The organism is Pseudomonas fluorescens (assembly GCF_005938625.1).
Classification (GTDB): Bacteria; Pseudomonadota; Gammaproteobacteria; order Pseudomonadales; family Pseudomonadaceae; genus Aquipseudomonas; species Aquipseudomonas fluorescens_BD.
In genome coordinates this window covers 1-24,227 of sequence record NZ_VCNJ01000055.1, presented here as the reverse complement: position 1 = coordinate 24,227, position 24,227 = coordinate 1, and the positions used below count along the sequence as shown (strand labels likewise).

The window sequence follows — 24,227 nt, the reverse complement described above, 5'->3', positions numbered from 1 at the left end:
GTTAGGGTGAGGGCAAGCGGCCAACACTCGTTCACACAGAAGACACAAATCCCCTACAAAATGCGTAGCTCGCTACGTTTAGACTCCCCCGCTGCGAAGCTATATAAAGGCAGGCCAATTGACATAAGCTGTGCCAATTACGCATTTTGTTTCATTTGCGCAGGCTGGGGCTCAGGCGCAGCATATCCAACCCTGTATCGACCCAACGCTCAGCCTCGGCATGCAGCTCAAAGCTGTCCGGCGCCAGCAGCCATCCATACAGAAGGCCATCGATATAGCTGTGAATACTGATGGCCGCGCGGGCAGTGTCGAGATCTTCCGGCAACTGGCCGCGATTGACCGCATTACGCAACGTCAGAGCGATGCGCTCATTGCAATCGAGACTGACGTCCCGGCGCTGCTGGCGCAAATCGCACATTTCATCGGTGAACTCGCACTTATGAAACAGAATTTCGTTGATACGCCGGGTTTTCGGGTCCAGCGCAACTTGATGAAACAAATGAATCAGCAGTTGGCGCATGCAGCCCAGCGGATCGAGTTCATCTTCACTTTCACTGGCCCTGGCCAATTCATCCAGCGGCTCACGCAGCGAATCGAGCATGGCCTGGACCAGATCGGCCTTGTTACTGAAATGCCAGTAAATAGCGCCGCGCGTAACACCGGCCATTGTCGCAATATCGGCCAGCGTCGTACGGGCGACGCCCCTTTCATAAAAGGCTTTCTCCGCCGCTTCCAGAATCTGGCTACGGGTTTCTTGAGCTTCCTCTTTGGTACGACGGACCATGACAGTAAAACCTCAAACAGGATGTTTCAGGGATGGCTGAATATCCGCTGAATAAAGAGGGGGCGATCTCTCGCGGATCGGCTCCCCGGCCTACAATTTCAAACCTTGCACCGACTTTTGTAACGAGCTGGGTACGCGGCAAAGGTATTTACAAACAACCATGAACGTAAGTATATTCCTTAGCAAGCTACTTATCCACCCGGTATCCTTTTTTTACCCTTACACACTTCTTGTGCGCTCTTTGCGCGCCTGACCCGAGGATCTTCATGCAATTCAAGCCAGCTGTTACCGCTCTGGTCACTGCCGTCGCCCTGGCATCGCTGCTCAGCGGATGTAAAAAGGAAGAAGCGGCACCGGCCGCTCCACCGCCTCAGGTCGGCGTCGTCACCCTGCAACCACAAGCATTTACCCTCACCTCCGAACTGCCGGGCCGCACCAGTGCGTTCCGCATCGCTGAAGTTCGACCGCAGGTCAACGGCATCATTCTCAAGCGTCTGTTCAAGGAAGGCGGCGATGTCAAAGCCGGCCAGCAGCTGTATCAGATCGATCCGGCGGTCTATGAGGCGACCCTGAAAAGCGCCGAAGCCAGCCTGCGTTCGACCAAGTCGATCTCCGACCGCTACAAGCAATTGGTCGATGAGCAGGCCGTGAGCCGTCAGGAATACGACACCGCCGTGTCCAACCGCATGGAATCGGAAGCGTCGCTGCAGAGCGCGCAGATCAACGTGAAATACACCAAGGTGTACGCGCCGATCTCCGGCCGCATCGGCCGTTCTTCGGTCACCGAAGGCGCACTGGTCAGCAATGGTCAAGCCGACGCGATGGCAACGATCCAGCAACTGGACCCGATTTACGTCGACGTGACCCAGTCCTCGGTTGAACTGCTGGAACTGCGCCGCGAGCTGGAAAGCGGTCGCCTGCAGAAGTCCGGCGATACCGCCGCAGCGGTCAAACTGACCCTTGAAGACGGCAGCCAGTACAAGCTCGACGGTAAGCTGGAATTCTCCGAAGTCACGGTCGACCCGACTACCGGTTCCGTAACCCTGCGCGCGGTGTTCCCGAACCCGGATCACACCCTGCTGCCAGGCATGTTCGTTCGCGCCCAGTTGCAGGCCGGTGTCAACGCTGCGGCCATTCTGGCGCCGCAACAAGGCGTGACCCGCGACCTCAAAGGCACCCCGACTGCACTGGTCGTCGGCGCCGATAACAAGGTCGAACTGCGTCAGCTCAAGGCCAGCCGCACCGTCGGCAGCCAGTGGCTGATCGAAGACGGCCTGAAGGCTGGCGATCGCTTGATCACCGAAGGACTGCAATACGTGCGTCCGGGTGTACAGGTGAACCCGTCCGAAGCCACTAACGTAGGCAACAAGAACCCGGCCCCCGCTCAGGCAGCTGACAAAGCCGCCGGCGGCAAAGGGGAGTAATCCATGTCAAAATTCTTCATCGACCGTCCGATTTTCGCCTGGGTAATTGCCCTGGTGATCATGCTGGTCGGGGCACTTTCGATCCTGAAATTGCCGATCAACCAGTACCCGAGCATTGCGCCGCCGGCCATTGCGATCTCCGTGACCTACCCGGGCGCTTCGGCGCAAACCGTGCAGGACACCGTGGTCCAGGTGATCGAGCAGCAGCTCAACGGTATCGACAACCTGCGTTATGTGTCCTCGGAAAGTAACTCCGACGGCAGCATGACCATCACCGCGACTTTCGAGCAAGGCACCAACTCCGACACCGCGCAGGTGCAGGTTCAGAACAAGCTGAACCTCGCGACCCCGCTGTTGCCGCAGGAAGTGCAGCAACAAGGTATCCGCGTGACCAAGGCAGTGAAAAACTTCCTCTTGGTCATCGGTGTGGTATCGCGTGACGGCAGCATGACCAAGGACGACTTGTCCAACTACATCGTGTCGAACATGCAGGATCCGATTTCGCGGACCGCCGGTGTCGGTGACTTCCAGGTCTTCGGTGCCCAGTACGCGATGCGCATCTGGCTCGATCCGGCCAAGTTGAACAAGTACAACCTGACCCCGGCTGACGTCAGCTCCGCGATTTCGGCGCAGAACGTCCAGGTGTCGTCCGGTCAGCTCGGTGGTTTGCCGGCGCTGCCAGGCCAGCAACTGAACGCCACGATCATCGGCAAGACCCGTCTGCAGACCGCCGAGCAGTTCAAGGCGATTCTGCTGAAGGTTAACCAGGACGGCTCGCAAGTGCGCGTCGGTGATGTTGCCGACGTCGGTCTGGGTGGTGAGAACTCGACCATTTCTGCTCAGTTCAACGGCAAACCGTCTTCCGGTCTGGCGGTGAAACTGGCTAACGGCGCCAACGCCCTCGACACCGCCAAAGCCCTGCGCAAGACGATTGACGAGCTCAAGCCATTCTTCCCGCAAGGCATGGAAGTGGTGTTCCCGTACGACACCACGCCAGTGGTGACCGAGTCGATCAAAGGTGTGGTTGAAACCCTGGTCGAAGCGATCGTGCTGGTGTTCCTGGTGATGTTCCTGTTCCTGCAGAACTTCCGCGCCACCGTCATCACTACGATGACTGTGCCGGTGGTATTGCTGGGTACGTTCGGCATCCTCGCGGCCTTCGGTTTCAGCATCAACACCCTGACCATGTTCGGTATGGTGCTGGCCATCGGTTTGCTGGTGGACGACGCCATCGTGGTGGTGGAAAACGTCGAGCGGGTGATGAGCGAAGAAGGCTTGTCACCGAAGGAAGCGACCAAGAAGTCCATGGGCCAGATCCAGGGCGCACTGGTCGGTATCGCGCTGGTGCTGTCGGCGGTATTGCTGCCTATGGCGTTCTTCAGCGGTTCCACCGGTGTGATCTACAAGCAGTTCTCGATCACCATCGTCTCGGCCATGGCCCTGTCGGTACTGGTCGCGCTGATTTTCACCCCGGCGCTCTGCGCAACCATGCTCAAGGCGATTCCGAAAGGCGAGCACGGCACGCCGAAAACCGGTTTCTTCGGTTGGTTCAACCGCAGTTTCGATCGTGGTGTCAGAAGCTACGAGCGCGGTGTCGGCAACATGCTGTCGCGCAAAGCCCCGTATCTGCTGGCGTACGTGCTGATCGTCGTCGGCATGATCTGGCTGTTTACCCGCATTCCGACAGCGTTCCTGCCGGAAGAAGACCAGGGCGTACTGTTCGCTCAGGTGCAAACCCCGGCCGGTTCCAGTGCCGAACGTACTCAAGTCGTGATCGACGAAATGCGTTCCTACCTGCTGGAGAAAGAATCCGGCGCGGTCGCCTCGGTCTTCACCGTAAACGGCTTCAACTTCGCCGGTCGCGGTCAGAGTTCGGGTCTGGCGTTCATCATGCTCAAACCGTGGGATGAGCGTGACGCGAGCAACAGCGTGTTCGCCCTCGCCCAACGTGCGCAGCAACACTTCTTCAGCTTCCGCGACGCGATGGTGTTTGCTTTCGCCCCGCCAGCGGTACTGGAATTGGGTAACGCCACCGGTTTCGACGTGTTCCTGCAGGACCGCGCCGGTATCGGTCACGAAAAACTGATGGAAGCGCGTAACCAGTTCCTCGGTCTGGCGGCGCAGAGCAAGGTGCTCTATCAGGTGCGTCCGAACGGCTTGAACGATGAGCCGCAATACCACCTGGAAATCGACGATCAGAAGGCCCAGGCGCTCGGCGTGAGCATTGCCGACATCAACAGCACCCTGTCGATCTCCTTCGGTAGTAGCTACGTCAACGACTTCATCGACCGTGGTCGAGTGAAGAAGGTCTACGTGCAAGGTCAGGCCGGTGCTCGCATGAGCCCTGAAGACTTGAAGAAGTGGTACGTGCGCAACAGTGCCGGGACCATGGTGCCGTTCTCCGCGTTCGCCAAGGGCGAGTGGATCTACGGCTCGCCGAAACTGGCGCGTTACAACGGTGTAGAAGCGATGGAGATCCTCGGTTCTCCGGCGCCGGGTTACTCCACCGGTGAAGCGATGGCCGAAGTCGAAGCGATTGCCAAGAAGCTGCCGGCCGGTGTCGGTATCTCCTGGACCGGTCTGTCCTATGAGGAACGTCTGTCGGGTTCGCAAGCGCCAGCGCTGTACGCTCTGTCGCTGCTGATGGTGTTCCTGTGTCTGGCGGCGCTGTACGAGAGCTGGTCGATTCCGATCGCGGTTATGCTCGTGGTACCGCTGGGGATCATCGGTGCGCTGCTGGCCACCAGCCTGCGCGGTCTGTCCAACGACGTGTACTTCCAGGTAGGTCTGTTGACGACCATCGGTCTGGCAGCTAAAAACGCCATTCTGATCGTCGAGTTCGCCAAGGAACTGCATGAACAGGGACGCAGCCTGCGTGACGCAGCGATCGAAGCGTGCCGCATGCGTCTGCGACCGATCATCATGACCTCGCTGGCCTTCGTTCTCGGTGTTGTACCGTTGGCGATCTCCACCGGCGCCGGTTCAGGCAGTCAACATGCGATCGGTACGGGCGTGATTGGCGGTATGCTCACGGCCACGATCCTGGCGATCTTCTGGGTCCCACTGTTCTTCGTTACGGTTTCGTCCATCGGCCAGCGTAAGATCGCTGACGAGGATGAAGCTACTGAAACTCCTAAAGAGGCTGGCCAATGAGCAAGTCGCTACTCTCCATCGCAGTCGCCGCCTTCGTGCTGAGCGGTTGCTCGCTGATACCTGACTATCAGCAGCCTGAGGCTCCGGTCGCAGGTCAGTACCCACAGGGGCCGGCGTATTCGCCGGCCCAGGCTCCGGCGCAGGCCGCTGCCGAGCAAGGCTGGAAGCAGTTTTTCCATGACCCGGCGCTGCAACAGCTGATTCAGGTATCCCTGGAAAACAACCGCGACCTGCGTGTCGCGGCGCTGAATATCGATGCTTACGCGGCTCAATACCGCATCCAGCGTGCCGACCTGTTCCCGGCGGTTTCGGCCAATGCCAGCGGCAGCCGTCAGCGGGTTCCGGCGCGTGCGTCGCAGACCGGCGAAGCGGGCATCACCAGCTCCTACTCCGCTACCGTTGGCATCAGCGCCTACGAACTCGACCTGTTCGGTCGCGTTCGCAGCCTGAGCGAACAAGCCTTGCAACAATACTTCGCCACTGAAGAAGCACGCCGCAGCACCCAGATCAGTCTGGTTGCCAGCGTTGCCAATGCTTACCTGACCTGGCAAGCGGACAAGGAACTGCTCAAGCTGACGCAAGACACCCTCGGTGCCTTTGAAGAAAGCTACAAGCTGACCAGCCGCAGCAACGAAGTCGGTGTCGCTTCGGCGCTGGATCTGGCGCAGTCGCGCACATCCGTGGAAAACGCCCGGGCACAGCTGGCGCGTTACACCCGCCAGGTGGCGCAGGACGAAAACAGCCTGACCCTGCTGCTCGGCACCGGTATCCCGGCCAACCTGCAAGCGGCCAAACCGCTGGCGGATGACCTGCTCAGCGACGTACCGGCCGGTCTGCCTTCGGATCTGCTGCAACGTCGTCCGGACATCCTGCAAGCCGAATACAACCTGAAAGCGGCCAACGCCAACATCGGCGCGGCCCGTGCAGCGTTCTTCCCGAGTATCAGCCTGACCGCCAACGCGGGCAGCCTGAGTCCGGATCTGTCCGGTCTGTTCAAGGGTGGTTCGGGGACGTGGCTGTTCCAGCCGCAGATCAACCTGCCGATTTTCAACGCCGGCAGCCTGCGCGCCAGCCTCGACGCCGCCAAGATCCAGAAGGACATTGGCGTGGCGAACTACGAGAAGTCCATTCAAACGGCCTTCCAGGAAGTCGCCGACGGCCTCGCCGCACGTCAGACCTACACCGAGCAGCTGCAAGCGCAGCGTGACTTCGTTCAGGCCAACCAGGATTACTACCGCTTGGCCGAGCGTCGCTACCGCATCGGCGTCGACAGCAACCTGACCTTCCTCGATGCCCAGCGTCAGCTGTTCAGCGCGCAACAAGCGCTGATCACCGACCGCCTCGCGCAGCTGACCAGTGCGGTCAACCTGTACAAGGCCCTGGGCGGTGGCTGGAATGCGCAGACCGCGCAGAACGAACCGCTGAAAGAAGAAGCACCGAAGATGAAGTTGTTCTGATCATCGTTTGAATACAAGGAGCCCACCGATTGGTGGGCTTTTTGTTGCCTGAGAATCAAAAGATCGCAGCCTTCGGCAGCTCCTACATTTGGAATGCATATCCCTGTAGGAGCTGCCGAAGGCTACGATCTTTTGATCTTCAATGCTGTTCGATAATCGCCCAAAACCCGCTTTACCCAATTGAATCCGAACATCCGCCCCCCGCACCATTCGCTCCACAAAACCAATAACAACAGGTTAGATACCATGCTCCCGCGCCCTGCCCCGTCCGGCTGATTGCCGTCGTTTCACCCCTGAACACTTTTCATGTCTGCACCCCGAAAACCGGTGGCAGCGCACCCGTTCGTCTTAAAAAAACAAGAGAGACCCGAGCCCATGACAGCTTCCCCTGCGCCTTACGCATTTCCCGGCCTGATCGCCCTGGCTCTAGCCAGCGCGGCGATGCCCGCTGCGGCTGAAGAGGCCGGTTTCATCGAAGGGGCCAAGGTCAACCTGAACCTGCGCAACTTCTACATCAACCGCAACTTCACCAATCCGACCAAAGCTCAGGGCAAGGCCGAAGAGTGGACGCAGAACTTCATCCTCGACGCCAAGTCCGGCTTCACTCAGGGCACCGTCGGCTTCGGCATGGATGTGCTGGGCCTGTATTCGGTGAAGCTCGATGGCGGCAAAGGTACGGGTGGCACGCAGTTGCTGCCGCTGGATCACGACGGCCGCCCGGCCGACAATTTCGGTCGCACCAATGTCGCCTTCAAAGCCAGACTTTCGCAGACCGAAGTGAAGGTCGGCGAGTGGATGCCGGTGCTGCCGATCCTGCGTTCGGACGACGGTCGCTCGCTGCCGCAAACCTTTCGTGGCGGGCAGATCACCTCGAAGGAAATCGACGGCCTGACCCTCTACGGCGGTCAGTTCCGCGCCAACAGCCCGCGCGACGACAGCAGCATGAGCGACATGTCGATGAGCGGCAAAGCGGCGTTCACTTCTGATCGCTTCAACTTTCAGGGCGGTGAATACGTTTTCAACGAAAAACGCACGCAGATCGGTTTGTGGAACGCCGAACTCAAGGACATCTACAGCCAGCAATATGTGAACCTGATCCACAGCCAGCCACTGGGCGACTGGACCCTCGGCGCCAACCTCGGCTTTTTCTATGGCAAGGACGATGGCAGCGCCCGCGCCGGCGATCTCGACAATAAAACCTGGTCGGGCATGTTCTCGGCGAAGTACGGCGGCAACACTTTCTACGTCGGCCTGCAGAAACTCACCGGCGACAGCGCCTGGATGCGGGTCAACGGCACCAGCGGCGGCACGCTGGCCAACGACAGCTACAACGCCAGTTATGACAATGCACAGGAACGCTCCTGGCAGTTGCGTCACGACTACAACTTCGCCGCCATGGGTGTTCCGGGCCTGACGCTGATGAACCGCTATATCAGCGGCGACAACGTGCACACCGGCACGATCACCGATGGCAAGGAATGGGGCCGCGAATCGGAACTGGGTTATACCGTGCAGAGCGGCGCGCTGAAGGATCTGAACGTTCGGTGGCGCAACTCAACCATGCGCCGGGACTTCAGCAACAACGAATTCGACGAAAACCGCCTGATCGTCAGCTACCCGATCAGCCTCCTCTAAACACCGATCCAACCCTGTAGGAGCTGCCGAAGGCTGCGATCTCTTGATCTTGTTTTTAAGATCAAGAGATCGCAGCCTTCGGCAGCTCTTACATTGGAATTCTCGCCATTGGTCAGGAGAAGTGGCACTTTACTGGCCGGGGGGTAAAGTGACAAAACCTGAAAGACTCAGGTGCTTCACCCTTTCCACTTCCGTCGTCGTAGTCGGTCCTCAAGTTGTGAACCAGGTTGTCATCGGAAGACACCGCCGATCACCGGAGGACTACCTCATGATCTCTCGCGTCAAAGCAACACCCGACTGGGACGCCAAGGCGTACCAGCAGTTCTCTCGTCTCAGGCAACGCCCGGTCAATGAATTGCTCGACCGTGTCGAACTGCAAAACCCGCAACGCATTTATGACCTGGGCTGCGGCACCGGCATTGCCACGCAGTTATTGGCCAGACGCTGGCCGCGCGCGCAGTTGCAAGGGATCGACAGCTCGGCACAGATGCTCGCTGAAGCGCGCTGCCTGCCGTTCAGAGCGTTGTGGAAACATTGCGATCTGCTCGACTGGCAACCCGAGCAGCCGGCAGATCTGCTGTTGGCCGCCGCCGTGCTGCACTTCATCGATGGCCATGAAACGTTGCTCCCACGCCTGCTTGCTCACCTCAACCCCGGCGGCTGTCTGGCGGCGCACATGCCGGACTGGCGCGATGCCCTGTGGTATCGGCTGATGCTCGACACCCTCGAAAACGCCGGCCCGGGCGGCACGCCATTGGGCACACCTGAACTGCGTCAGCGCATGGCGTCGCGGCCGTTGTTGGCGCTGGAGGATTACTACCGTTTGCTCGCGCCCATGACCACGTCGCTGGATATCTGGGAGACCGAGCAGTTGCAGGTGGTCGACGGCAAGTCGCCGGTGTACGACTGGGTGAAGGTCTCGGCGCTGCGACCGGTGATGCAGGCGCTGGATTCAGCGGAACAGGCGCGGTTTATCTATCACTATCTGATGCGCGTGCATAAGCATTATCCACAGGAGGGGGATGGGCATACGTTGTTTGCGTTCAAGCGGATATTCATCGTTGCCACGGTTTGAAGAGCAAAAGATCGCAGCCTTCGGCAGCTCCTACAGGGGAACGCACTCCAAATGTAGGAGCTGCCGAAGGCTGCGATCTTTTTCGGTTTCAACCGTCACTCGCGGGATTCGATACCTAGCTCATCCCACACCGATTCAGCCAGATGAAACGTAGCATTCGCCGCCGGAATCCCGCAGTAGATCGCGCTCTGCATGATCACTTCCTTGATCTCGCCCCGGCTCACCCCGTTATTGGCTGCCGCGCGCAGATGCAGTTTCAGCTCGCCTTCGCGGTTCATGCCGATCAACATCGCGATGGTGATCAAACTGCGCGTGTGCCGAGGCAAGCCCGGACGCGTCCAGATATCGCCCCAGGCATGTCGGGTGATCATCTCCTGAAACTCCGAGTTGAACTCGGTCAGCGTGGTCAGGCTGCGATCAACATGCGCATCGCCCAGCACCGCGCGGCGCACTTGCATGCCGTCGTCGTAACGTTGTTTCTCGTCCACAAAAACTTCCTCACTTAGCCTGCAAAAACGCCAACACGCGATCACTGAAATCCGCACCAGCCTGCACGTTGGAAAGGTGCGCCGCATAGAACTCGGCGTACTCGGCGCCACGCACGTGCTCTTGAATAAAATGCCCACCGGATGGCGGCGTCACCGCATCTTCAGTGCCGGCAATCACCAGCAACGGCACATTGATCGACGCCAGTTGCTCGCGGAAATCAGCATCACGCACCGCTGCGCAGTTGGCCGCATAACCCTCAGGCGAAGTGGCCGCGAGCATGTCGGTAATCTGCTTGGCCGCCGCCGGATGTGCTGTCGAAAAGTCTGGGGTAAACCAGCGGGCAATCGATGCATCACGCAGGGCAACCATCGCCGCCGCGCCATCGCGCAGTACGGTTTCGATGCGTGGATTCCACACCGACGGATCGCCGATTTTTGCCGCCGTGTTGCAGACGATCAGCTTGTGCAGACGATGACCAGCATTGATCCCCAGCCACTGGCCGATCAGGCCACCCATCGACAATCCGCAGAAATGCGCACGCTCAATGTGCAGTGCATCCAGCAGGCCGAGCACATCGTGACCGAGTTGCTCGATGCTGTACGGCCCCGGCGTCACCAGCGATTTTCCGTGACCACGGGTGTCGAAACGCAGCACGCGAAAGTGCTCGGTGAAGGCCGGCATCTGTACGTCCCACATGTGCAGATCAGTGCCCAACGAATTGGACAACACCAGCACCGGCGCATCGACCGGGCCTTCAATTTGATAGTGCAGTTCGCCATCGGCGAGTTGAACGAAAGCCACAGCCCTCTCCTTTCAGTCAGACAATGCGTTGTGTTCGGCCACCGCGCGCTCGACCCAGGTTTTCGCCTGACCGAGGTAATGAGCGGGGTTCAAAAGATGATCGAGTTCAGCGCTGCTCAGCTCAGCGGTGACCTTCGGTTCGTCACCGAGTACGGCGCGCAAATGGCGCTGTTCGGCCACCGCGCGTTTGCAGCATTGCTCAAGCAAGTGATGCGCAGTGTCGCGGCCGACCCGTTGCGCAAGCACGATGCTCACCGCTTCGGCCAGCACCAGCCCTTGGGTCAATTCGAGGTTGCGCGCCATGCGTTCGGCGTCGACTTCCAGCCCTTGCGCCAACAACCGAGCCTGTTGCAGCGAACCCGACACCAGGCAGCAAATCTCCGGCAAGGTTTCCCATTCGGCATGCCACAGACCGAGGCTGCGTTCGTGTTCTTGTGGCATCGCGCTGAACAGCGTCGAGACCAGACCCGGCACACGCGTTGCCGCGCCGATCAACACCGCAGCGCCCACCGGATTGCGTTTGTGCGGCATGGTCGACGAACCGCCCTTGCCCGGCGCCGATGGCTCGAAAACCTCGGCGGCTTCGGTCTGCATCAACAGGCTGATGTCGCGGCCGAATTTGCCGAGGCTGCCAGCGATCAAACCGAGCACCGCACCGAACTCCACTACGCGATCGCGTTGGGTGTGCCACGGTTGTTCCGGCAAAGTCAGTTGCAGTTCTTCGGCCAGCGCTTCAGCAATCGGCAAGGCCTGTTCGCCCAACGCGGCGAGGGTTCCGGATGCGCCACCGAATTGCAGCACCAGCAAACGCGGCTTGAGTTCGCGCAAGCGCTGACGACTGCGAGTCACAGCGCCCAGCCATCCGGCGATTTTCATGCCGAGGGTCACCGGCGTCGCGTGTTGCAGCCACGTGCGTCCGGCCAACGGCGTTGCAGCATGGCGTTGTGCTTGAACAGCGAGAGAGTCAGCCAGTTGCGCCAGATCGCTTTCAATCAACTCCAGCGCCTGACGCAATTGCAGCACCAGCCCGGAATCCATCACGTCCTGACTGGTCGCGCCCAAATGCACATAGCGCTCAGCCTCGGCATCGGTCGCGGCAATCTGTTTACCCAACGCCTTGACCAGCGGAATCGCCGAATTGCCAGCCGTGGCAATCGCCTCGCCCAACGCCGCGAAGTCATACAAACCAGCGCTGCAAGCCGCCGCAATCGGTGCCACGGCAGACGCCGGAATCAAACCAACCCGCGCCTCGGCCCGGGCCAGCGCCGCTTCGAAATCAAGCATCGCCTGCACGCGGCCCTCATCGCAGAACACTTCACGCATATCGCGGGCAGTGAAATAGGCATCGAACAATTGATTGCCCGGTCGCTGAGTCATAAACAGTCCTTGCCGGCGCGGGCCGAGGTGGCCCGCGCGCTTCGGGTTAGAGATCGTGGTGCAAATACGCCGCTTGTTTAGGCAAGCGCAGACTGAACAGGAACGCGATCGCCATCATCGCCGTCACGTACCAGTAGAAAGAGTTTTCCATGCCGATGTTCTTCAGGCTCAGCGCAACGAATTCCGCCGAACCGCCGAAGATCGCATTCGCCACCGCGTAGGCCAGACCAACGCCAAGGGCGCGCACCTCAGGCGGGAACATTTCGGCTTTCACCAGGCCGCTGATCGAGGTGTAGAAACTGACAATCGCCAGCGCTACGGTGATCAGCACAAACGCCAGGAACGGGCTGCTGACGCTTTTCAGGCTCAACAGAATCGGCACGGTGAACAGCGTACCGAGTGCGCCGAACCAAAGCATCGAATTACGTCGACCGATCTTGTCAGCGAGCATGCCGAACAGCGGCTGCATGCACATATACAGGAACAGCGCGCCGGTCATGATGTAGCTGGCGGTCTTGGCATGCATGCCGGCGGTGTTCACCAGATACTTCTGCATGTACGTGGTGAAGGTGTAGAAAATCAGCGAGCCACCGGCGGTATAACCCAGCACGGTGATGAACGCGGCTTTGTGATCGCGGAACAGTGCGCTGATGCTACCGGCGTCCTTGTGCGCACGGGTTTCCTTGTTGGTGGTCTCTTTCAGCGAACGACGCAGGAACAATGAAATCAGCGCCGCCACCGCACCGACCACAAACGGAATCCGCCAGCCGTAGGCACGCAGGTCTTCTTCGGTGAGGAATTGCTGCAGAACCACCACCAGCGACACGGCCAGCAGTTGCCCGCCGATCAGCGTCACGTACTGGAACGAGGCGAAAAATCCGCGCTGGCCCTTGAGGGCGACTTCGCTCATGTAAGTCGCAGTGGTGCCGTACTCACCACCGACCGACAGGCCTTGCAGCAAGCGTGCGAACAACAGCAGGACTGGCGCCCAGACGCCGATGTCTTTATAGGTCGGCAAACAGGCGATCAGCAACGAGCCGAAGCACATCATCAGAATCGAGATGAGCATCGAGTTCTTGCGCCCGTGCTTGTCCGCCACCCGGCCAAAAATCCAGCCGCCAATCGGGCGCATCAGGAAGCCGGCAGCGAACACGCCAGCGGTGTTGACCAGTTGCACCGTCGGGTTATCGGAGGGGAAAAACGCCGGGGCGAAATAGATCGCGCAAAAGGCATAGACGTAGAAGTCGAACCATTCGACGAGGTTGCCGGACGAGGCGCCGACAATGGCAAAGATGCGCTTGCTGCGCTCTTCACCGGTGTAATGGGAGGTGGTGGTTGTCATTGTTTTTCACTCGATAGGGACAGTGAGAGTCTAGACATACTTTGCAACAGTCCCGTTCCACATCCTATATCGATCGTTCCCACGCTCCGCGTAGTAACGCATCCGGTGACGCTCCGCGTCACAGTGGACGTGGAGCGTCCCTAGCGGCATTCCCACGCAGAGCGTGGGAACGATCATTTAGGAGCTGCCGCAGGCGGCGATCTTTCGATCTTAATAATCGAAGAACACGGTCTCGGCATCGGTGCCCTGCAGAATCACATTCCACTGGTAAACACCCGACGCATCCTTTTTCGCCAGCAAGGTCGTGCGGCGCTCGGCCGGCACACATTCGAGCAACGGATCATCAACGTTCGCCGGCTCACCTTCAAAGTAGATACGCGTCAGCAAGTGCTTGACCAAGCCACGGGCGAACACCAGCACCACCAGGTGCGGCGCCTGAGTCGAGCCCTTCAGCCCTTCAACCGTGCCTGGTTTGATCGTGGTGAAACGAAACCGCCCTTCAGCATCCACCGGCACCCGGCCAAAGCCTTCAAAACTCGGATCGAGCGGTTTGTCCTGCTCGTCTTCCGGGTGGTCGTACTTACCGGCGGCGTTGGCCTGCCAGACTTCGAGCATGGCGTCGTTAACGACATCGCCGTTGCCATCCACCACTTGCCCGGTGATCGCCACGCGCTCGCCGAGGGTCTGCTGGACGGTGAGGTCTTCACGGTTCAGCCAGGTCAGGCCGATGTGGTAATACGGCCCGACGGTGTGGGACGTGGTCGCAGTCAGCGTCATCTTATTTCTCCATCGGCGTGGCTTCACGCCCGCGCAGCACGATGTCCCAGCGATAACCGAGGGCGTAGGACGGAATGGTTTTTTCCAGATCGAAACTGGCGATCAGGCGTTCCTTGGCCGAGGTGTCCGGCACGCAGTTGTAGATCGGGTCGTACGCCAGCAGCGGATCGCCCGGAAAGTACATTTGCGTGACCAGTCGGGTAAGGATGCTCGGCCCGAACAGCGAAAAGTGGATATGCGCCGGGCGCCAGGCATTGTGGTGGTTACCCCACGGATAAGCGCCGGGCTTGATGGTCTGGAACTGATACCAGCCATCGGCGTCGGTGACGGTGCGGCCGGTGCCGGTGAAGTTCGGGTCCAGCGGCGCGTCGTGCACGTCGCGCTTGTGGTTGTAGCGGCCGGCAGCGTTGGCCTGCCAGATCTCCACCAGAATTCCCGGCACCGGCAGACCGTTTTCGTCGAGCACGCGGCCGTGAATGATGATGCGTTCGCCTTGCGGCTCGCCTGCATGCTGGGCGGTCAGGTCGTTATCGGTGTCGCTTACACGTTCGGCGCCGATGGTCGGCCCGGTGATTTCCGACAGCGAATGCGGCAGAAACACCAACGGCTTCGACGGCGAGCGCAGGTTGGTGGATTGATACGTCGGGTGCAGGTACTCAGGCTGAGTGCCTTCCTGCGGACGACGGTAACCAGGCTTGTCAGACATGTCGCTTTCCTCTGTTCTTTTTCGTCACGGCTTGCGTCAGACGCGTTCGATGGCCAGGGCCAGACCTTGGCCGACACCGACGCACATAGTCGCCAGACCTTTCTTGCCACCGGTCTTTTCCAGCTGATGCAGCGCGGTCAGCACCAGACGCGCACCGCTCATGCCCAACGGGTGACCGAGGGCAATCGCCCCGCCGTTCGGGTTGACCTGCGCGGCGTCATCCGCCAGCCCCAGTTCACGCAGCACCGCCAAACCTTGGCTGGCAAACGCTTCGTTGAGTTCGATCACGTCGAAATCGCTGACCGCGACGCCCAGGCGCTCGATCAATTTGCGCACCGCCGGTACCGGGCCGATGCCCATCACGCGCGGCGCCACACCGGCGCTGGCCATGCCGAGCACTTTGGCGCGCGCGGTCAGGCCATGTTTTTTCACTGCTTCGGCGGAAGCCAGAATCAGTGCGGCAGCACCGTCGTTGACGCCGGAAGCATTGCCGGCGGTGACGGTTTTGTCCGGGCCGTTGACCGGTTTCAACTTGGTCAGCGCTTCAATCGTAGTGTCGGCGCGCGGATGTTCATCCTGGCCGACCACGGTTTCACCCTTCTTGTGGGCGATCCGCACTTCGACGATTTCTTCGGCGAAGTAGCCGGCGGCCTGCGCGGCGGCGGTACGTTGCTGGCTGCGCAGCGCGAACGCGTCCTGATCTTCGCGGGAGACTTTATAGTCATCGGCGACGTTATCGGCAGTCTGCGGCATCGCATCGACGCCGTATTGCGCCTTCATCAACGGGTTGATGAAACGCCAGCCGATGGTGGTGTCTTCCAGTTTCATGTTGCGCGAAAAAGCCGCGTCAGCCTTGCCCATCACGAACGGTGCGCGGGACATCGACTCGACGCCACCGGCAATCGTCAGCTCCATCTCACCGCTGGCAATCGCCCGGAATGCCGTGCCGATCGCGTCCATGCCCGAAGCGCAGAGACGATTAAGGGTCACGCCCGGTACGGTTTCCGGCAGGCCTGCCAGCAGCAGCGCCATACGCGCAACGTTGCGGTTGTCTTCACCGGCCTGGTTGGCGCAGCCGAGGAACACTTCGTCGATGGCGTTCCAGTCCACCGAGGGATTGCGCTCCATCAGGGCTTTGATCGGCACAGCGGCCAGGTCATCGGCGCGAACCGCGGACAGTCCGCCGCCGAAACGGCCGATCGGCGTGCGAATCGCGTCGCAGATATAAACGTCACGCATCATGCTTCTCCCGGTGCCTGACCGTGGGCGGCGGCGGTGCGCGCTTCGAGGTCGCGCAGCGCGGTCAGTTCGACTTCAGTCGGTTCAGCAGTGGTTTCAACCTGCTCGGCAAACCGAATCGCCCAACCAGTGGCCGCGACCACTTGCTCGCGGGTCACACCCGGGTGCAGCGCGGTGACCACGAATTCGTGGGTGCCCTCTTCCGGCTCCATGATGCACAGGTCAGTGATGATCCCGACCGGTCCGGCGCCCGGCAGGCCCAGACGTTTGCGCGAATCGCCGCCCTCGCCGTGACCGACCGAGGTGATGAAATCGAGCTTGTCGACAAACGAACGCGCCGACTGTTTAAGGATGATCAACACGCTTTTCGCCGAACCGGCGATTTCCGGCGCGCCACCGGCACCCGGCAGACGCACTTTCGGCGAGAAGTAATCGCCAACCACGGTGGTGTTGATGTTGCCGAAACGGTCGACCTGCGCGGCGCCGAGAAAACCGACGTCGATGCGCCCGCCCTGCAGCCAATAGCGAAAAATCTCACCGGTCGGTACGACAGTGTCAGCGGTTTCCGCCAGCTCGCCGTCACCGATCGACAGTGGCAGCACGCTTGGCTTGGCACCAATCGGACCCGATTCGTAGATCAGCACCACATCAGGCGACGAGGTCAGGCGCGCAAGGTTGGCGGCTTTCGACGGCAGGCCGATACCGACGAAGCACACCGAGCCGTTCTTCAGGCGACGGGCCGCAGCGACGGTCATCATTTCATTGGTGGTGTAAGTCATTACTTGGCCTCCGAAGCAGCGGCCAACTTGGCCTGGAACGCGCTGAAGTCAGCGCAGCCATGGATGTATTCGTTGATCCACGCGGTAAACGTCTCACGGTCGCGGGCGATCGGATCCCACGCCTGATAGAAACGATTGTCGCGCTCGTTGTAACCGTGAGCGTAGGACGGATGCGCACCGCCGGGTACATGGCAGACCGCGCTCAAGGCCCAGGTCGGCAATACGCAAGAGTTCATCGGAGCATTGAGGTTGTCGACGATTTCTTCCACGGTGACGATGCAGCGCTTGGCGGCCAGCGCGGCTTCTTTCTGTACGCCGAGGATGCCCCACAGCAGCACGTTGCCCTGGCGGTCGGCTTTCTGTGCGTGGATCACGGTCACGTCCGGACGCACCGACGGCACCGCCGCCAGCACTTCACCGGTGAACGGGCAAGTTACGGATTTGATCAGCGGATTGACCTTCGGCAGGTCGGAGCCGGCGTAAGCGCGCAGCACCGCGAATGGCAGGCCGGAAGCGCCAGCGACGTAGGCATTGGCCAGGTCGGCGTGGCTGTGCTCTTCGATTTCGAGAGCGTGCGGCCATTGCTTCTCGACCGCGTCACGCAGACGGTGCAGCGAACCCACACCCGGGTTACCGCCCCAGGAGAAAATCAGTTTGCGTGCGCAACCGGCGCCGATCAGTTGGTCGTAGATCAGGTCAGGCGTCATCCGCACCAGCGTCAGATCTTTCTTGCCCTGACGAATGATTTCATGACCTGCGGCCGTAGGGATCAAGTGAGTGAAGCCTTCGAGTGCGACGGTGTCACCGTCGTTGACGAATTGCTTCACCGCGTCGTGCAGCGAAAGGATCTCAGCCATGGAGCAGGCTCCTGTTTTTGTAATGAATCGCCAGTGATAAAAAAGGCGCGAGGTTCAGCGCCGGAGTCACTGCAGATTAAGCCTGGGGAAATGGCCAAACAATCCGATAATCGACTGAGTGTTCGTTTATCGAACAGATTGTTGTCAGCCTATCGTTTAGTGCTGATCGTTCCCACGCTCCGCGTGGGAATGCAGCCCGGGACGCTCCGCGTCCCTTTCAAAAGCTGGTACGCGGAGCGTCCCTTGAGACATTCCCACGCAGAGCGTGGGAACGATGAGGCGCTGATAATCAGGTCGCATCCGCATGACTGACCATGCCTTTAATCACCACCGCAGTAGTGGCCAACGCCGCCGGAATCACCAACGCCGTCAACACCTGCTCAAAATTCCAGCCCAACCCCAACAACGTCGCGCCCATCCACGCCCCGAGAATTGCGCCAAAGCGGCCAATCCCCAACATCCACGAGACCCCGGTCGCCCGCCCCTGGGTCGGATAAAACCGCGCCGCCAGTGATGGCATCGCCGATTGCGCACCGTTCACGCACATCCCGGCCACCAGCACCAAGGTCGCCAGCAAGGTGATGTTGCCCAGGCTCTGCCCCACCGCGTAGGCAAACACCCCGGCCAACAGGTAGAAAATGCCGATGACCTTGTGCGGATTGAAGCGGTCCATCGCCCATCCCACAGCCACCGCGCTCAATACACCGCCAAACTGGAACAACGCACCGATAAACGCGGCTTGCTCCATGCTCGCGCCGCTGTCACGCATCAGCGTCGGCAGCCAACTGGTCAGCAGGTAGACGATCACCAGGCCCATGAAATAGGTCAGCCACAGCAGCAAGGTGCCAGTGCTGTAAGTGCCGGAGAAGATCACCGCAAACACGTTGCGCGCCTTGACGGTTTTCTGTTCCGGCACGCTGAAACTCGAGGCTTGGGCAACAGTGACCGGATCAATCGGTGCCAGTGTCTTGCGCACTTTGTCGGTGCCACGGTTACGCACGACCAGGTAGCGCGCCGATTCCGGCAACCAGAACAGCAGCACCACGGCGAGAATCAACGGCAGAATCCCGCCGATCAGCAGCAGGCTGTGCCAGCCGAACGCCGGAATCAGCTTGGCGGAAATAAACCCGCCGCCAGCCATGCCGAGGTTGAAACCGCAGAACATGCTGGTCACCAACAGTGATTTCTTGCGCTCCGGGGTGTATTCGGAAAGCAGTGTGGTGGCGTTGGGCATTCCGGCGCCCAGACCCAGGCCGGTCAGGAAGCGCAGCACCAGCAGTTGTTCAACATTAGTGCTGTACGCCGACGCCAGACTGAAGGCACCGAACAGAACCACGGCGCCCACCAGTACGACTTTTCGCCCGAAGCGGTCAGCCAACGGGCCAGAACCCAGTGCGCCGAAAACCATGCCGATCAGCGCCGCACTCATCACCGGGCCAAGGCTGGCGCGGTCGATGCCCCAGTCCTGCGACAACGCCGGGGCAATAAAACCCATCGCCGCCGTGTCGAGGCCATCGAGAAAGACAATCAGGAAACACAGAATCACCACCCGCCATTGATAGCGCGAGATCGGTTGGGCATTGATGAAGGTCTGCACGTCGAGGCATTGACCTACAGCGGACTGAGGCTGGTTCATTATTTTTATTCCACGCAAAAAACGCAGTCGAACGGCGGCCGGCCAAAACGCGGCACGGTCACAAGAATAGAAGGTCTGGATCAGGCGTTGCGGTAAATCCGGCAACAGCGGATGGAGCGGAGACAGTCGGAGAGCGTGCGCATGGTGAGTTGCCTCTTGTCATTATTATGGGAGTCGACAGTCCGGCGGGCTCATTCACATCAGCGCCGGATGACGCTGCCGCGACATTAATGATCCGAGGGTTTTAGCGTCAATTCGATAAACGCAACACTGTGCGTTTATCGAACAGCTTCATCAGGCGAATAACTGCGCACTGAGGTCGCGACTGGCACTGAGCAGGCCCGGCAGGAAGCGCTGCTCCAGCTCGGTACGGCTGACTCGACCAGCGTGAGTGCTGACGTTGAGCGCCGCCACGACCTGGCCGGAGGCGTCGTAGACCGGCACGGCAATTGAGCGCAGGCCTTGTTCCAGTTCCTGATCGACGATGCACCAGCCTTGCTGCCGCACTTCCTGCAGGCATTCGAGCAACGCATCGGGTGTATGGATGGTACGGCTGGTCTTGGCAACCAGTTCGGCGTGGTCGAGGTATTCACGCAAGGACGTGTCGTCCAGTGCCGCCAACAGGATCCGCCCCATCGACGTGCAATACGCCGGCAAACGACCACCCACCGAAAGATCCACCGAAATCAGCCGCTGGGTGGTCGCCGAACGCGCGATGTAGAGAATGTCGTCGCCTTCAAGCGTGGCCATGTTGCAGGCTTCATGCAGTTGCTCACTCATGCGGTCGAGGTACGGCTGAGCGGACACTGCCAACGGCGTCGACGAAAGATAAGCGTGGCCGAGGGTCAGCACTTTGGGCAGCAATGAGTAGGTGCGACCATCCGTGGTGGCGTAGCCGAGTTTGATCAAGGTATGCAGGCAACGGCGCACGGCGGCGCGGGGAATTTCCGTGCGGTGGCTGATCTGGGCGATGGTCAGATGGCGCTTGCGCTCCTGAAACGCTTGCACCACCGCCAAGCCTCGAGCCAGCGAGGTCATGAAGTCCGGATCACCGGTCAGCGCCTGGATGCGTTTGGCCGGCGAGGCGACGATCGGCGGCGCCACGGAGGTGAAAGAGTTGCGCATTTGATCGTTCATTTCTTGTCCTTCTATACGGCACGGATCAATGGGCTATACAAGCGGCTTGCCGACCAATGCACAAGCGTCGGGCTTGCAAGATTGGGCGATTATCGAACCGCCGACCGATAATCGCAATCAGCTGTGCAGGTCGCCTCAACCCCTTTCCGGGGTCCGCGCAACTTCGGCCGTTATTTGAATCAGAGCCTAAGTTGTTCGACTAAATGACGCCAAAAACTGATCGCGAGGCAAATAAGGGCCAACGCCCACTTCAACTAGCGACAAAAGTTGCGAGTCACAAAACAATCACACATCCGGAACCGTTTTTAACTTGGCAAAGATAGTCATTCCCGAATCGACCGCTATAATGCACCTCAGTGGCACCTCGTTTTTAATCGCCGAGGCCGTCACCCGCTGAGGCGATGTCCATTGCCAACAGCCCGGCCAGCGCCCGACGCGCATCACTCATGCAACGCCTGCGCTCGCTGAAACAGGAAACTGATGCTGCGTCAGTTTTTATCTGGTGCCGTAGCCGCCTGTAACACGGAAGTCTTGATCGCCCCACCGATAAACCAGTGCCTGTCTGGGCGTTGAACTCTCGGTGGCTTCGTTCAATCGATTCGTTGCAGTGCGTTTCACCAGACACTTCACTCAACTCATACAGGTAGCACTGTGACGAAAGACGAACTGCGCGCGGAACTTGAGCGCCAGGAACAACGTTACAAGGAAGTTTACGGCGGGGAAGTCACCACCTACGCCGCTCAGCCAGAACCGGAACGCAAAGCGTGGCGTAAACGCCCTACCGTTCAGGATCAGGTCTTCAAGCAAGAAATCGAAAAGATCGAAAAGGAACTCAAAGCCGAAGAGCCTTGAGCCACGGTTTTTGCATTTTTTGAAGGTTTGCGTCCGCACCGGTTACAAGCGCGGTGAAACGACGATGCCTTGCGCGCCCGCTACCCGCGGGCAGCGGCCATCACCCGGCCAGGCAGACTGAGGACGGGCGTCCTACAGGTTTCACAGATATTTCAGACAAGCGTTTGAGACCTCTCCACGCCGGTCAAAACACCTGAAAAATAAAGCTTTTATCAAATAAATCAATGACTTGAAAAACCCTACGCAACGCTAGGTTTTCATGCGCTGCAACAAATTAAATCGAAGAAGTGTGTAACCGATGAGCAGGTAGGGGATCGATTTCCAGTCTTTTCTGGCATAATCGCGCCCCCTTACGACCGGGTCAGAAAACCTTCATGATCGATTTATTCAGCGGACTGGATGCTTGGGTGCTTGTGAGCCTCTTGCTCGCCCTGACGTTTGTCCTCGCCTTCGAGTTCATCAATGGATTTCATGACACCGCTAACGCGGTAGCCACTGTTATCTACACCAAAGCCATGCCGCCCCACCTGGCGGTGTTCTTTTCCGGTGTGTTCAATTTCCTCGGCGTGCTACTGGGCGGCGTTGGCGTGGCGTATGCCATTGTCCATTTGCTGCCGGTTGAGCTGCTGATCAATGTGAACACCGGCCATGGTCTGGCGATGGTGTTCTCGTTGCTCGCCGCGGCAATCGCCTGGAATTTGGGCACCTGGTACTTCGGTATCCCGGCATCCAGCTCGCACACCCTGATCGGCTCGATCCTCGGTGTTGGCCTGGCCAATGCCCTGATCAACGACATTCCGTTGGCTGACGGCGTGAACTGGCAGAAAGCGATCGACATCGGCGCCTCGCTGGTGTTCTCGCCAATGGCTGGCTTCCTGATCGCCGCGTTGATCCTGATCGGCCTGAAGTGGTGGCGTCCGCTGTCGAAGATGCACAAGACACCGGAACAGCGCCGCAAGATCGACGACAAGAAGCATCCACCGTTCTGGAACCGCCTCGTTCTGGTGATCTCGGCCATGGCCGTAAGCTTCGTGCACGGTTCCAACGATGGCCAGAAAGGCATCGGCCTGATCATGCTGGTGCTGATCGGTATCGTCCCGGCGCAGTTCGTTCTCGACCTGAACAGCACCACCTATCAGATCGAACGTACTCGCGATGCGACCCTGCACCTGAGCCAGTTCTACCAGCGCAACGCCGATTCGCTGGGTGAATTCCTGGCCTTGGGCAAGAGTGTTGAAGGCGACCTGCCGGAGAAATTCCGCTGCAACCCGCAGCAGACCGAACCGACCATCAGCGCCCTGCTGCACACGCTTAAAGGCGTAGCGGACTACCACTCGCTGTCGTCGGAAAGCCGCATCGAAGTGCGTCGTTACCTGCTGTGCCTGGACGACACCGCGAAAAAGGTTGGCAAGTTGCCTGGCCTGGAACCGCGTGAAAAGGCTGACCTCGACAAGCTGCGCAAAGACCTGACCACCACCACCGAGTACGCCCCGTTCTGGGTGATTCTGGCGGTTGCACTGGCCCTGGGCCTGGGCACCATGGTTGGCTGGAAACGCGTGGTGCTGACCATCGGCGAGAAGATCGGCAAGCAAGGCATGACCTATTCCCAGGGCATGTCGGCGCAGATCACCACCGCCAGTCTGATCGGTATGGCCAACATCTTTAGCCTGCCGGTGTCGACCACTCACGTTCTGTCTTCGGGCGTGGCGGGCACCATGGTCGCCAACAAGAGCGGCCTGCAAGGTGGCACGGTTCGTACCATTCTGTTGGCTTGGGTGTTGACCTTGCCGGCGACGGTTGCGCTGTCGGCCGGGTTGTTCTGGCTGGCTTCGAAGGCGCTGGGTAGCTGATAGATAGCGGGACATGAGAAAGGCGCGATTCGAGAGGATCGCGCCTTTTTTTGTGTTTGGGGTTTTGGGGGTTGGGATTGGGATTGGGATTGGGATTGGGATTGGAATTGGGATTGGATTGGGGGCATATCCGTTGCTGCGGGTGTTGCCGCTGGCGGTTTCGCTCTTACAGCGAGTCACCTTTTCCAAACGCCGAAAAGGTAACCCAAAAGGCTTTGCCCCGGCGTACGGCACCTCGCTGAGGCTCAGTGTTCCCTCGCTACGGTGTCCATCCGGGGGCATCGCCTACGGTTTGCTTCGCTGCACCTCCTCTCGATGTGTGCGGCTGCGCCGCACGGCGCTGCGCGCCTAACCCCCGGATGAACACCTCCGCTCGGCCTGCCGAAGGGGCAAAAGATCAAAAGCCGAAGCAAGATCAAAAACCAGATCAAGAGCCCCTCACCCTAGCCCTCTCCCGGAGGGAGAGGGGACTGACCGAGGTGTTTGCGATAGGTACGCCGACGTGCGATATCGCGTTGAACTCAGATTCTGAAACAGATCAAAAGCCCCTCACCCTAGCCCTCTCCCGGAGGGCGAGGGGACTTGACCGAGGTGTTTGGGGAAGGTACGCCGACGTGCGATACCGCGTTGAACTCAGATTCTGAAAAGCCCACAAATCGGCTCCCTCTCCCTCGGGAGAGGGCTGGGCGGGCGGCGTTCCGATGAGGGGCAGCAACAACGCAAATCAAAAGCCGAACACCCGCGCTCTTCACCACTCAATAGGCCGAGTGTCAGCTCGCCTGCTCTTGATCTTGCTCCACGGGCGACGTCGGAAGGCTTCGTTCCGGGATTGATCCGGGGTGGGAGCGCAGCGACCG

The 24,227-nt window shown here is 59.7% G+C and carries 19 protein-coding genes; 7 read left to right on the top strand and 12 right to left on the bottom strand.

The features are described from left to right. Positions 1-151 precede the first annotated feature (151 nt). Positions 152-784: an efflux system transcriptional repressor EmhR gene (gene emhR, locus FGA82_RS26635; RefSeq protein WP_016982806.1), complete on the bottom strand. Its 633-nt coding sequence runs from the start codon at positions 782-784 to the stop codon at positions 152-154. Positions 785-1,050: 266 nt separating this feature from the next. Here emhR and FGA82_RS26630 point away from each other — a divergent pair, with 266 nt between their 5' ends. The 5 genes from FGA82_RS26630 (at position 1,051) to FGA82_RS26610 (ending at position 9,528) form a co-directional block, all read left to right on the top strand. After that, the gene (locus tag FGA82_RS26630) at positions 1,051-2,208 is read left to right on the top strand and encodes an efflux RND transporter periplasmic adaptor subunit (RefSeq protein ID WP_141129404.1); all 1,158 of its coding nucleotides are present in this window, start codon (positions 1,051-1,053) and stop codon (positions 2,206-2,208) included. 3 nt (positions 2,209-2,211) lie between these two features. After that, the gene (gene emhB, locus FGA82_RS26625; RefSeq protein ID WP_141129403.1) at positions 2,212-5,361 is read left to right on the top strand and encodes an efflux RND transporter permease subunit EmhB; all 3,150 of its coding nucleotides are present in this window, start codon (positions 2,212-2,214) and stop codon (positions 5,359-5,361) included. After that, positions 5,358-6,818 (top strand): efflux RND transporter outer membrane subunit EmhC, encoded by a 1,461-nt coding sequence (gene emhC, locus FGA82_RS26620; RefSeq protein WP_141129402.1) that lies wholly within the window; start codon positions 5,358-5,360, stop codon positions 6,816-6,818. Before emhB ends, emhC begins: the two co-directional genes overlap by 4 nt. Before the next feature lie 375 nt (positions 6,819-7,193). Next, the gene (locus FGA82_RS26615) at positions 7,194-8,453 is read left to right on the top strand and encodes an OprD family porin (RefSeq protein WP_141129401.1); all 1,260 of its coding nucleotides are present in this window, start codon (positions 7,194-7,196) and stop codon (positions 8,451-8,453) included. 268 nt (positions 8,454-8,721) lie between these two features. Next, entirely contained in the window at positions 8,722-9,528 is an 807-nt protein-coding gene (locus tag FGA82_RS26610) for a methyltransferase domain-containing protein (protein WP_141129400.1), read from the top strand. A 95-nt stretch (positions 9,529-9,623) separates the two neighbouring features. Here the strand turns inward: FGA82_RS26610 and pcaC are convergent, their stop codons facing one another. From pcaC to pcaR, 11 genes are all read right to left on the bottom strand, one after another. Next, on the bottom strand, positions 9,624-10,016 hold the full coding sequence (gene pcaC, locus FGA82_RS26605) for a 4-carboxymuconolactone decarboxylase (RefSeq protein WP_041070503.1): 393 nt from the start codon (positions 10,014-10,016) through the stop codon (positions 9,624-9,626). A gap of 10 nt (positions 10,017-10,026) precedes the next feature. Then, the gene (pcaD, locus tag FGA82_RS26600; protein WP_141129399.1) at positions 10,027-10,818 is read right to left on the bottom strand and encodes a 3-oxoadipate enol-lactonase; all 792 of its coding nucleotides are present in this window, start codon (positions 10,816-10,818) and stop codon (positions 10,027-10,029) included. A 12-nt stretch (positions 10,819-10,830) separates the two neighbouring features. After that, on the bottom strand, positions 10,831-12,195 hold the full coding sequence (locus tag FGA82_RS26595) for a 3-carboxy-cis,cis-muconate cycloisomerase (RefSeq protein ID WP_141129398.1): 1,365 nt from the start codon (positions 12,193-12,195) through the stop codon (positions 10,831-10,833). 46 nt (positions 12,196-12,241) lie between these two features. Then, positions 12,242-13,537, bottom strand: a complete 1,296-nt coding sequence (locus FGA82_RS26590; RefSeq protein ID WP_095049154.1) for an MFS family transporter — start codon at positions 13,535-13,537, stop codon at positions 12,242-12,244. 210 nt (positions 13,538-13,747) lie between these two features. Next, the gene (gene pcaG / locus FGA82_RS26585) at positions 13,748-14,314 is read right to left on the bottom strand and encodes a protocatechuate 3,4-dioxygenase subunit alpha (RefSeq protein ID WP_141129397.1); all 567 of its coding nucleotides are present in this window, start codon (positions 14,312-14,314) and stop codon (positions 13,748-13,750) included. 1 nt (position 14,315) lies between these two features. Continuing rightward, on the bottom strand, positions 14,316-15,020 hold the full coding sequence (pcaH, locus tag FGA82_RS26580; RefSeq protein WP_141129396.1) for a protocatechuate 3,4-dioxygenase subunit beta: 705 nt from the start codon (positions 15,018-15,020) through the stop codon (positions 14,316-14,318). 36 nt (positions 15,021-15,056) lie between these two features. After that, a complete protein-coding gene (gene pcaF / locus FGA82_RS26575) occupies positions 15,057-16,262 on the bottom strand; it encodes a 3-oxoadipyl-CoA thiolase (protein ID WP_171057364.1) in 1,206 nt (401 codons plus the stop codon). Continuing rightward, positions 16,259-17,038, bottom strand: a complete 780-nt coding sequence (locus FGA82_RS26570; RefSeq protein ID WP_141129394.1) for a CoA-transferase subunit beta — start codon at positions 17,036-17,038, stop codon at positions 16,259-16,261. The genes pcaF and FGA82_RS26570 overlap by 4 nt, the downstream gene beginning before the upstream one ends. Next, positions 17,038-17,895 carry a CoA transferase subunit A gene (locus FGA82_RS26565; RefSeq protein WP_141129393.1) on the bottom strand — a complete coding sequence of 286 codons (858 nt, stop codon included), beginning with the start codon at positions 17,893-17,895 and terminating at the stop codon, positions 17,038-17,040. The genes FGA82_RS26570 and FGA82_RS26565 overlap by 1 nt, the downstream gene beginning before the upstream one ends. A gap of 289 nt (positions 17,896-18,184) precedes the next feature. After that, positions 18,185-19,531: an MFS transporter gene (locus FGA82_RS26560; protein WP_141129392.1), complete on the bottom strand. Its 1,347-nt coding sequence runs from the start codon at positions 19,529-19,531 to the stop codon at positions 18,185-18,187. A 294-nt stretch (positions 19,532-19,825) separates the two neighbouring features. Next, entirely contained in the window at positions 19,826-20,668 is an 843-nt protein-coding gene (gene pcaR / locus FGA82_RS26555; RefSeq protein ID WP_007917109.1) for a pca regulon transcriptional regulator PcaR, read from the bottom strand. A 651-nt stretch (positions 20,669-21,319) separates the two neighbouring features. Here pcaR and FGA82_RS26550 point away from each other — a divergent pair. Next, complete coding sequence (locus FGA82_RS26550) at positions 21,320-21,520, top strand: hypothetical protein (RefSeq protein WP_008080067.1); 201 nt, start codon at positions 21,320-21,322, stop codon at positions 21,518-21,520. Positions 21,521-21,894: 374 nt separating this feature from the next. Then, positions 21,895-23,370, top strand: a complete 1,476-nt coding sequence (locus FGA82_RS26545) for an inorganic phosphate transporter (protein ID WP_034153067.1) — start codon at positions 21,895-21,897, stop codon at positions 23,368-23,370. The last annotated feature ends 857 nt before the right edge of the window (positions 23,371-24,227 follow it).

Bases quoted from the DNA above. Each gene is read 5' to 3' on its own strand.
- emhC (WP_141129402.1), top strand. From the start codon at position 5,358: ATGAGCAAGTCGCTACTCTCCATCGCAGTCGCCGCCTTCGTGCTGAGC.
- FGA82_RS26630 (WP_141129404.1), top strand. From the start codon at position 1,051: ATGCAATTCAAGCCAGCTGTTACCGCTCTGGTCACTGCCGTCGCCCTG.
- FGA82_RS26610 (WP_141129400.1), top strand. From the start codon at position 8,722: ATGATCTCTCGCGTCAAAGCAACACCCGACTGGGACGCCAAGGCGTAC.
- FGA82_RS26570 (WP_141129394.1), bottom strand. From the start codon at position 17,038: ATGACTTACACCACCAATGAAATGATGACCGTCGCTGCGGCCCGTCGC.
- FGA82_RS26615 (WP_141129401.1), top strand. From the start codon at position 7,194: ATGACAGCTTCCCCTGCGCCTTACGCATTTCCCGGCCTGATCGCCCTG.
- FGA82_RS26590 (WP_095049154.1), bottom strand. From the start codon at position 13,537: ATGACAACCACCACCTCCCATTACACCGGTGAAGAGCGCAGCAAGCGC.
- FGA82_RS26560 (WP_141129392.1), bottom strand. From the start codon at position 19,531: ATGAACCAGCCTCAGTCCGCTGTAGGTCAATGCCTCGACGTGCAGACC.
- FGA82_RS26595 (WP_141129398.1), bottom strand. From the start codon at position 12,195: ATGACTCAGCGACCGGGCAATCAATTGTTCGATGCCTATTTCACTGCC.
- pcaH (WP_141129396.1), bottom strand. From the start codon at position 15,020: ATGTCTGACAAGCCTGGTTACCGTCGTCCGCAGGAAGGCACTCAGCCT.
- emhB (WP_141129403.1), top strand. From the start codon at position 2,212: ATGTCAAAATTCTTCATCGACCGTCCGATTTTCGCCTGGGTAATTGCC.
- pcaG (WP_141129397.1), bottom strand. From the start codon at position 14,314: ATGACGCTGACTGCGACCACGTCCCACACCGTCGGGCCGTATTACCAC.
- pcaR (WP_007917109.1), bottom strand. From the start codon at position 20,668: ATGAACGATCAAATGCGCAACTCTTTCACCTCCGTGGCGCCGCCGATC.
- pcaF (WP_171057364.1), bottom strand. From the start codon at position 16,262: ATGATGCGTGACGTTTATATCTGCGACGCGATTCGCACGCCGATCGGC.
- FGA82_RS26565 (WP_141129393.1), bottom strand. From the start codon at position 17,895: ATGGCTGAGATCCTTTCGCTGCACGACGCGGTGAAGCAATTCGTCAAC.
- FGA82_RS26545 (WP_034153067.1), top strand. From the start codon at position 21,895: ATGATCGATTTATTCAGCGGACTGGATGCTTGGGTGCTTGTGAGCCTC.
- emhR (WP_016982806.1), bottom strand. From the start codon at position 784: ATGGTCCGTCGTACCAAAGAGGAAGCTCAAGAAACCCGTAGCCAGATT.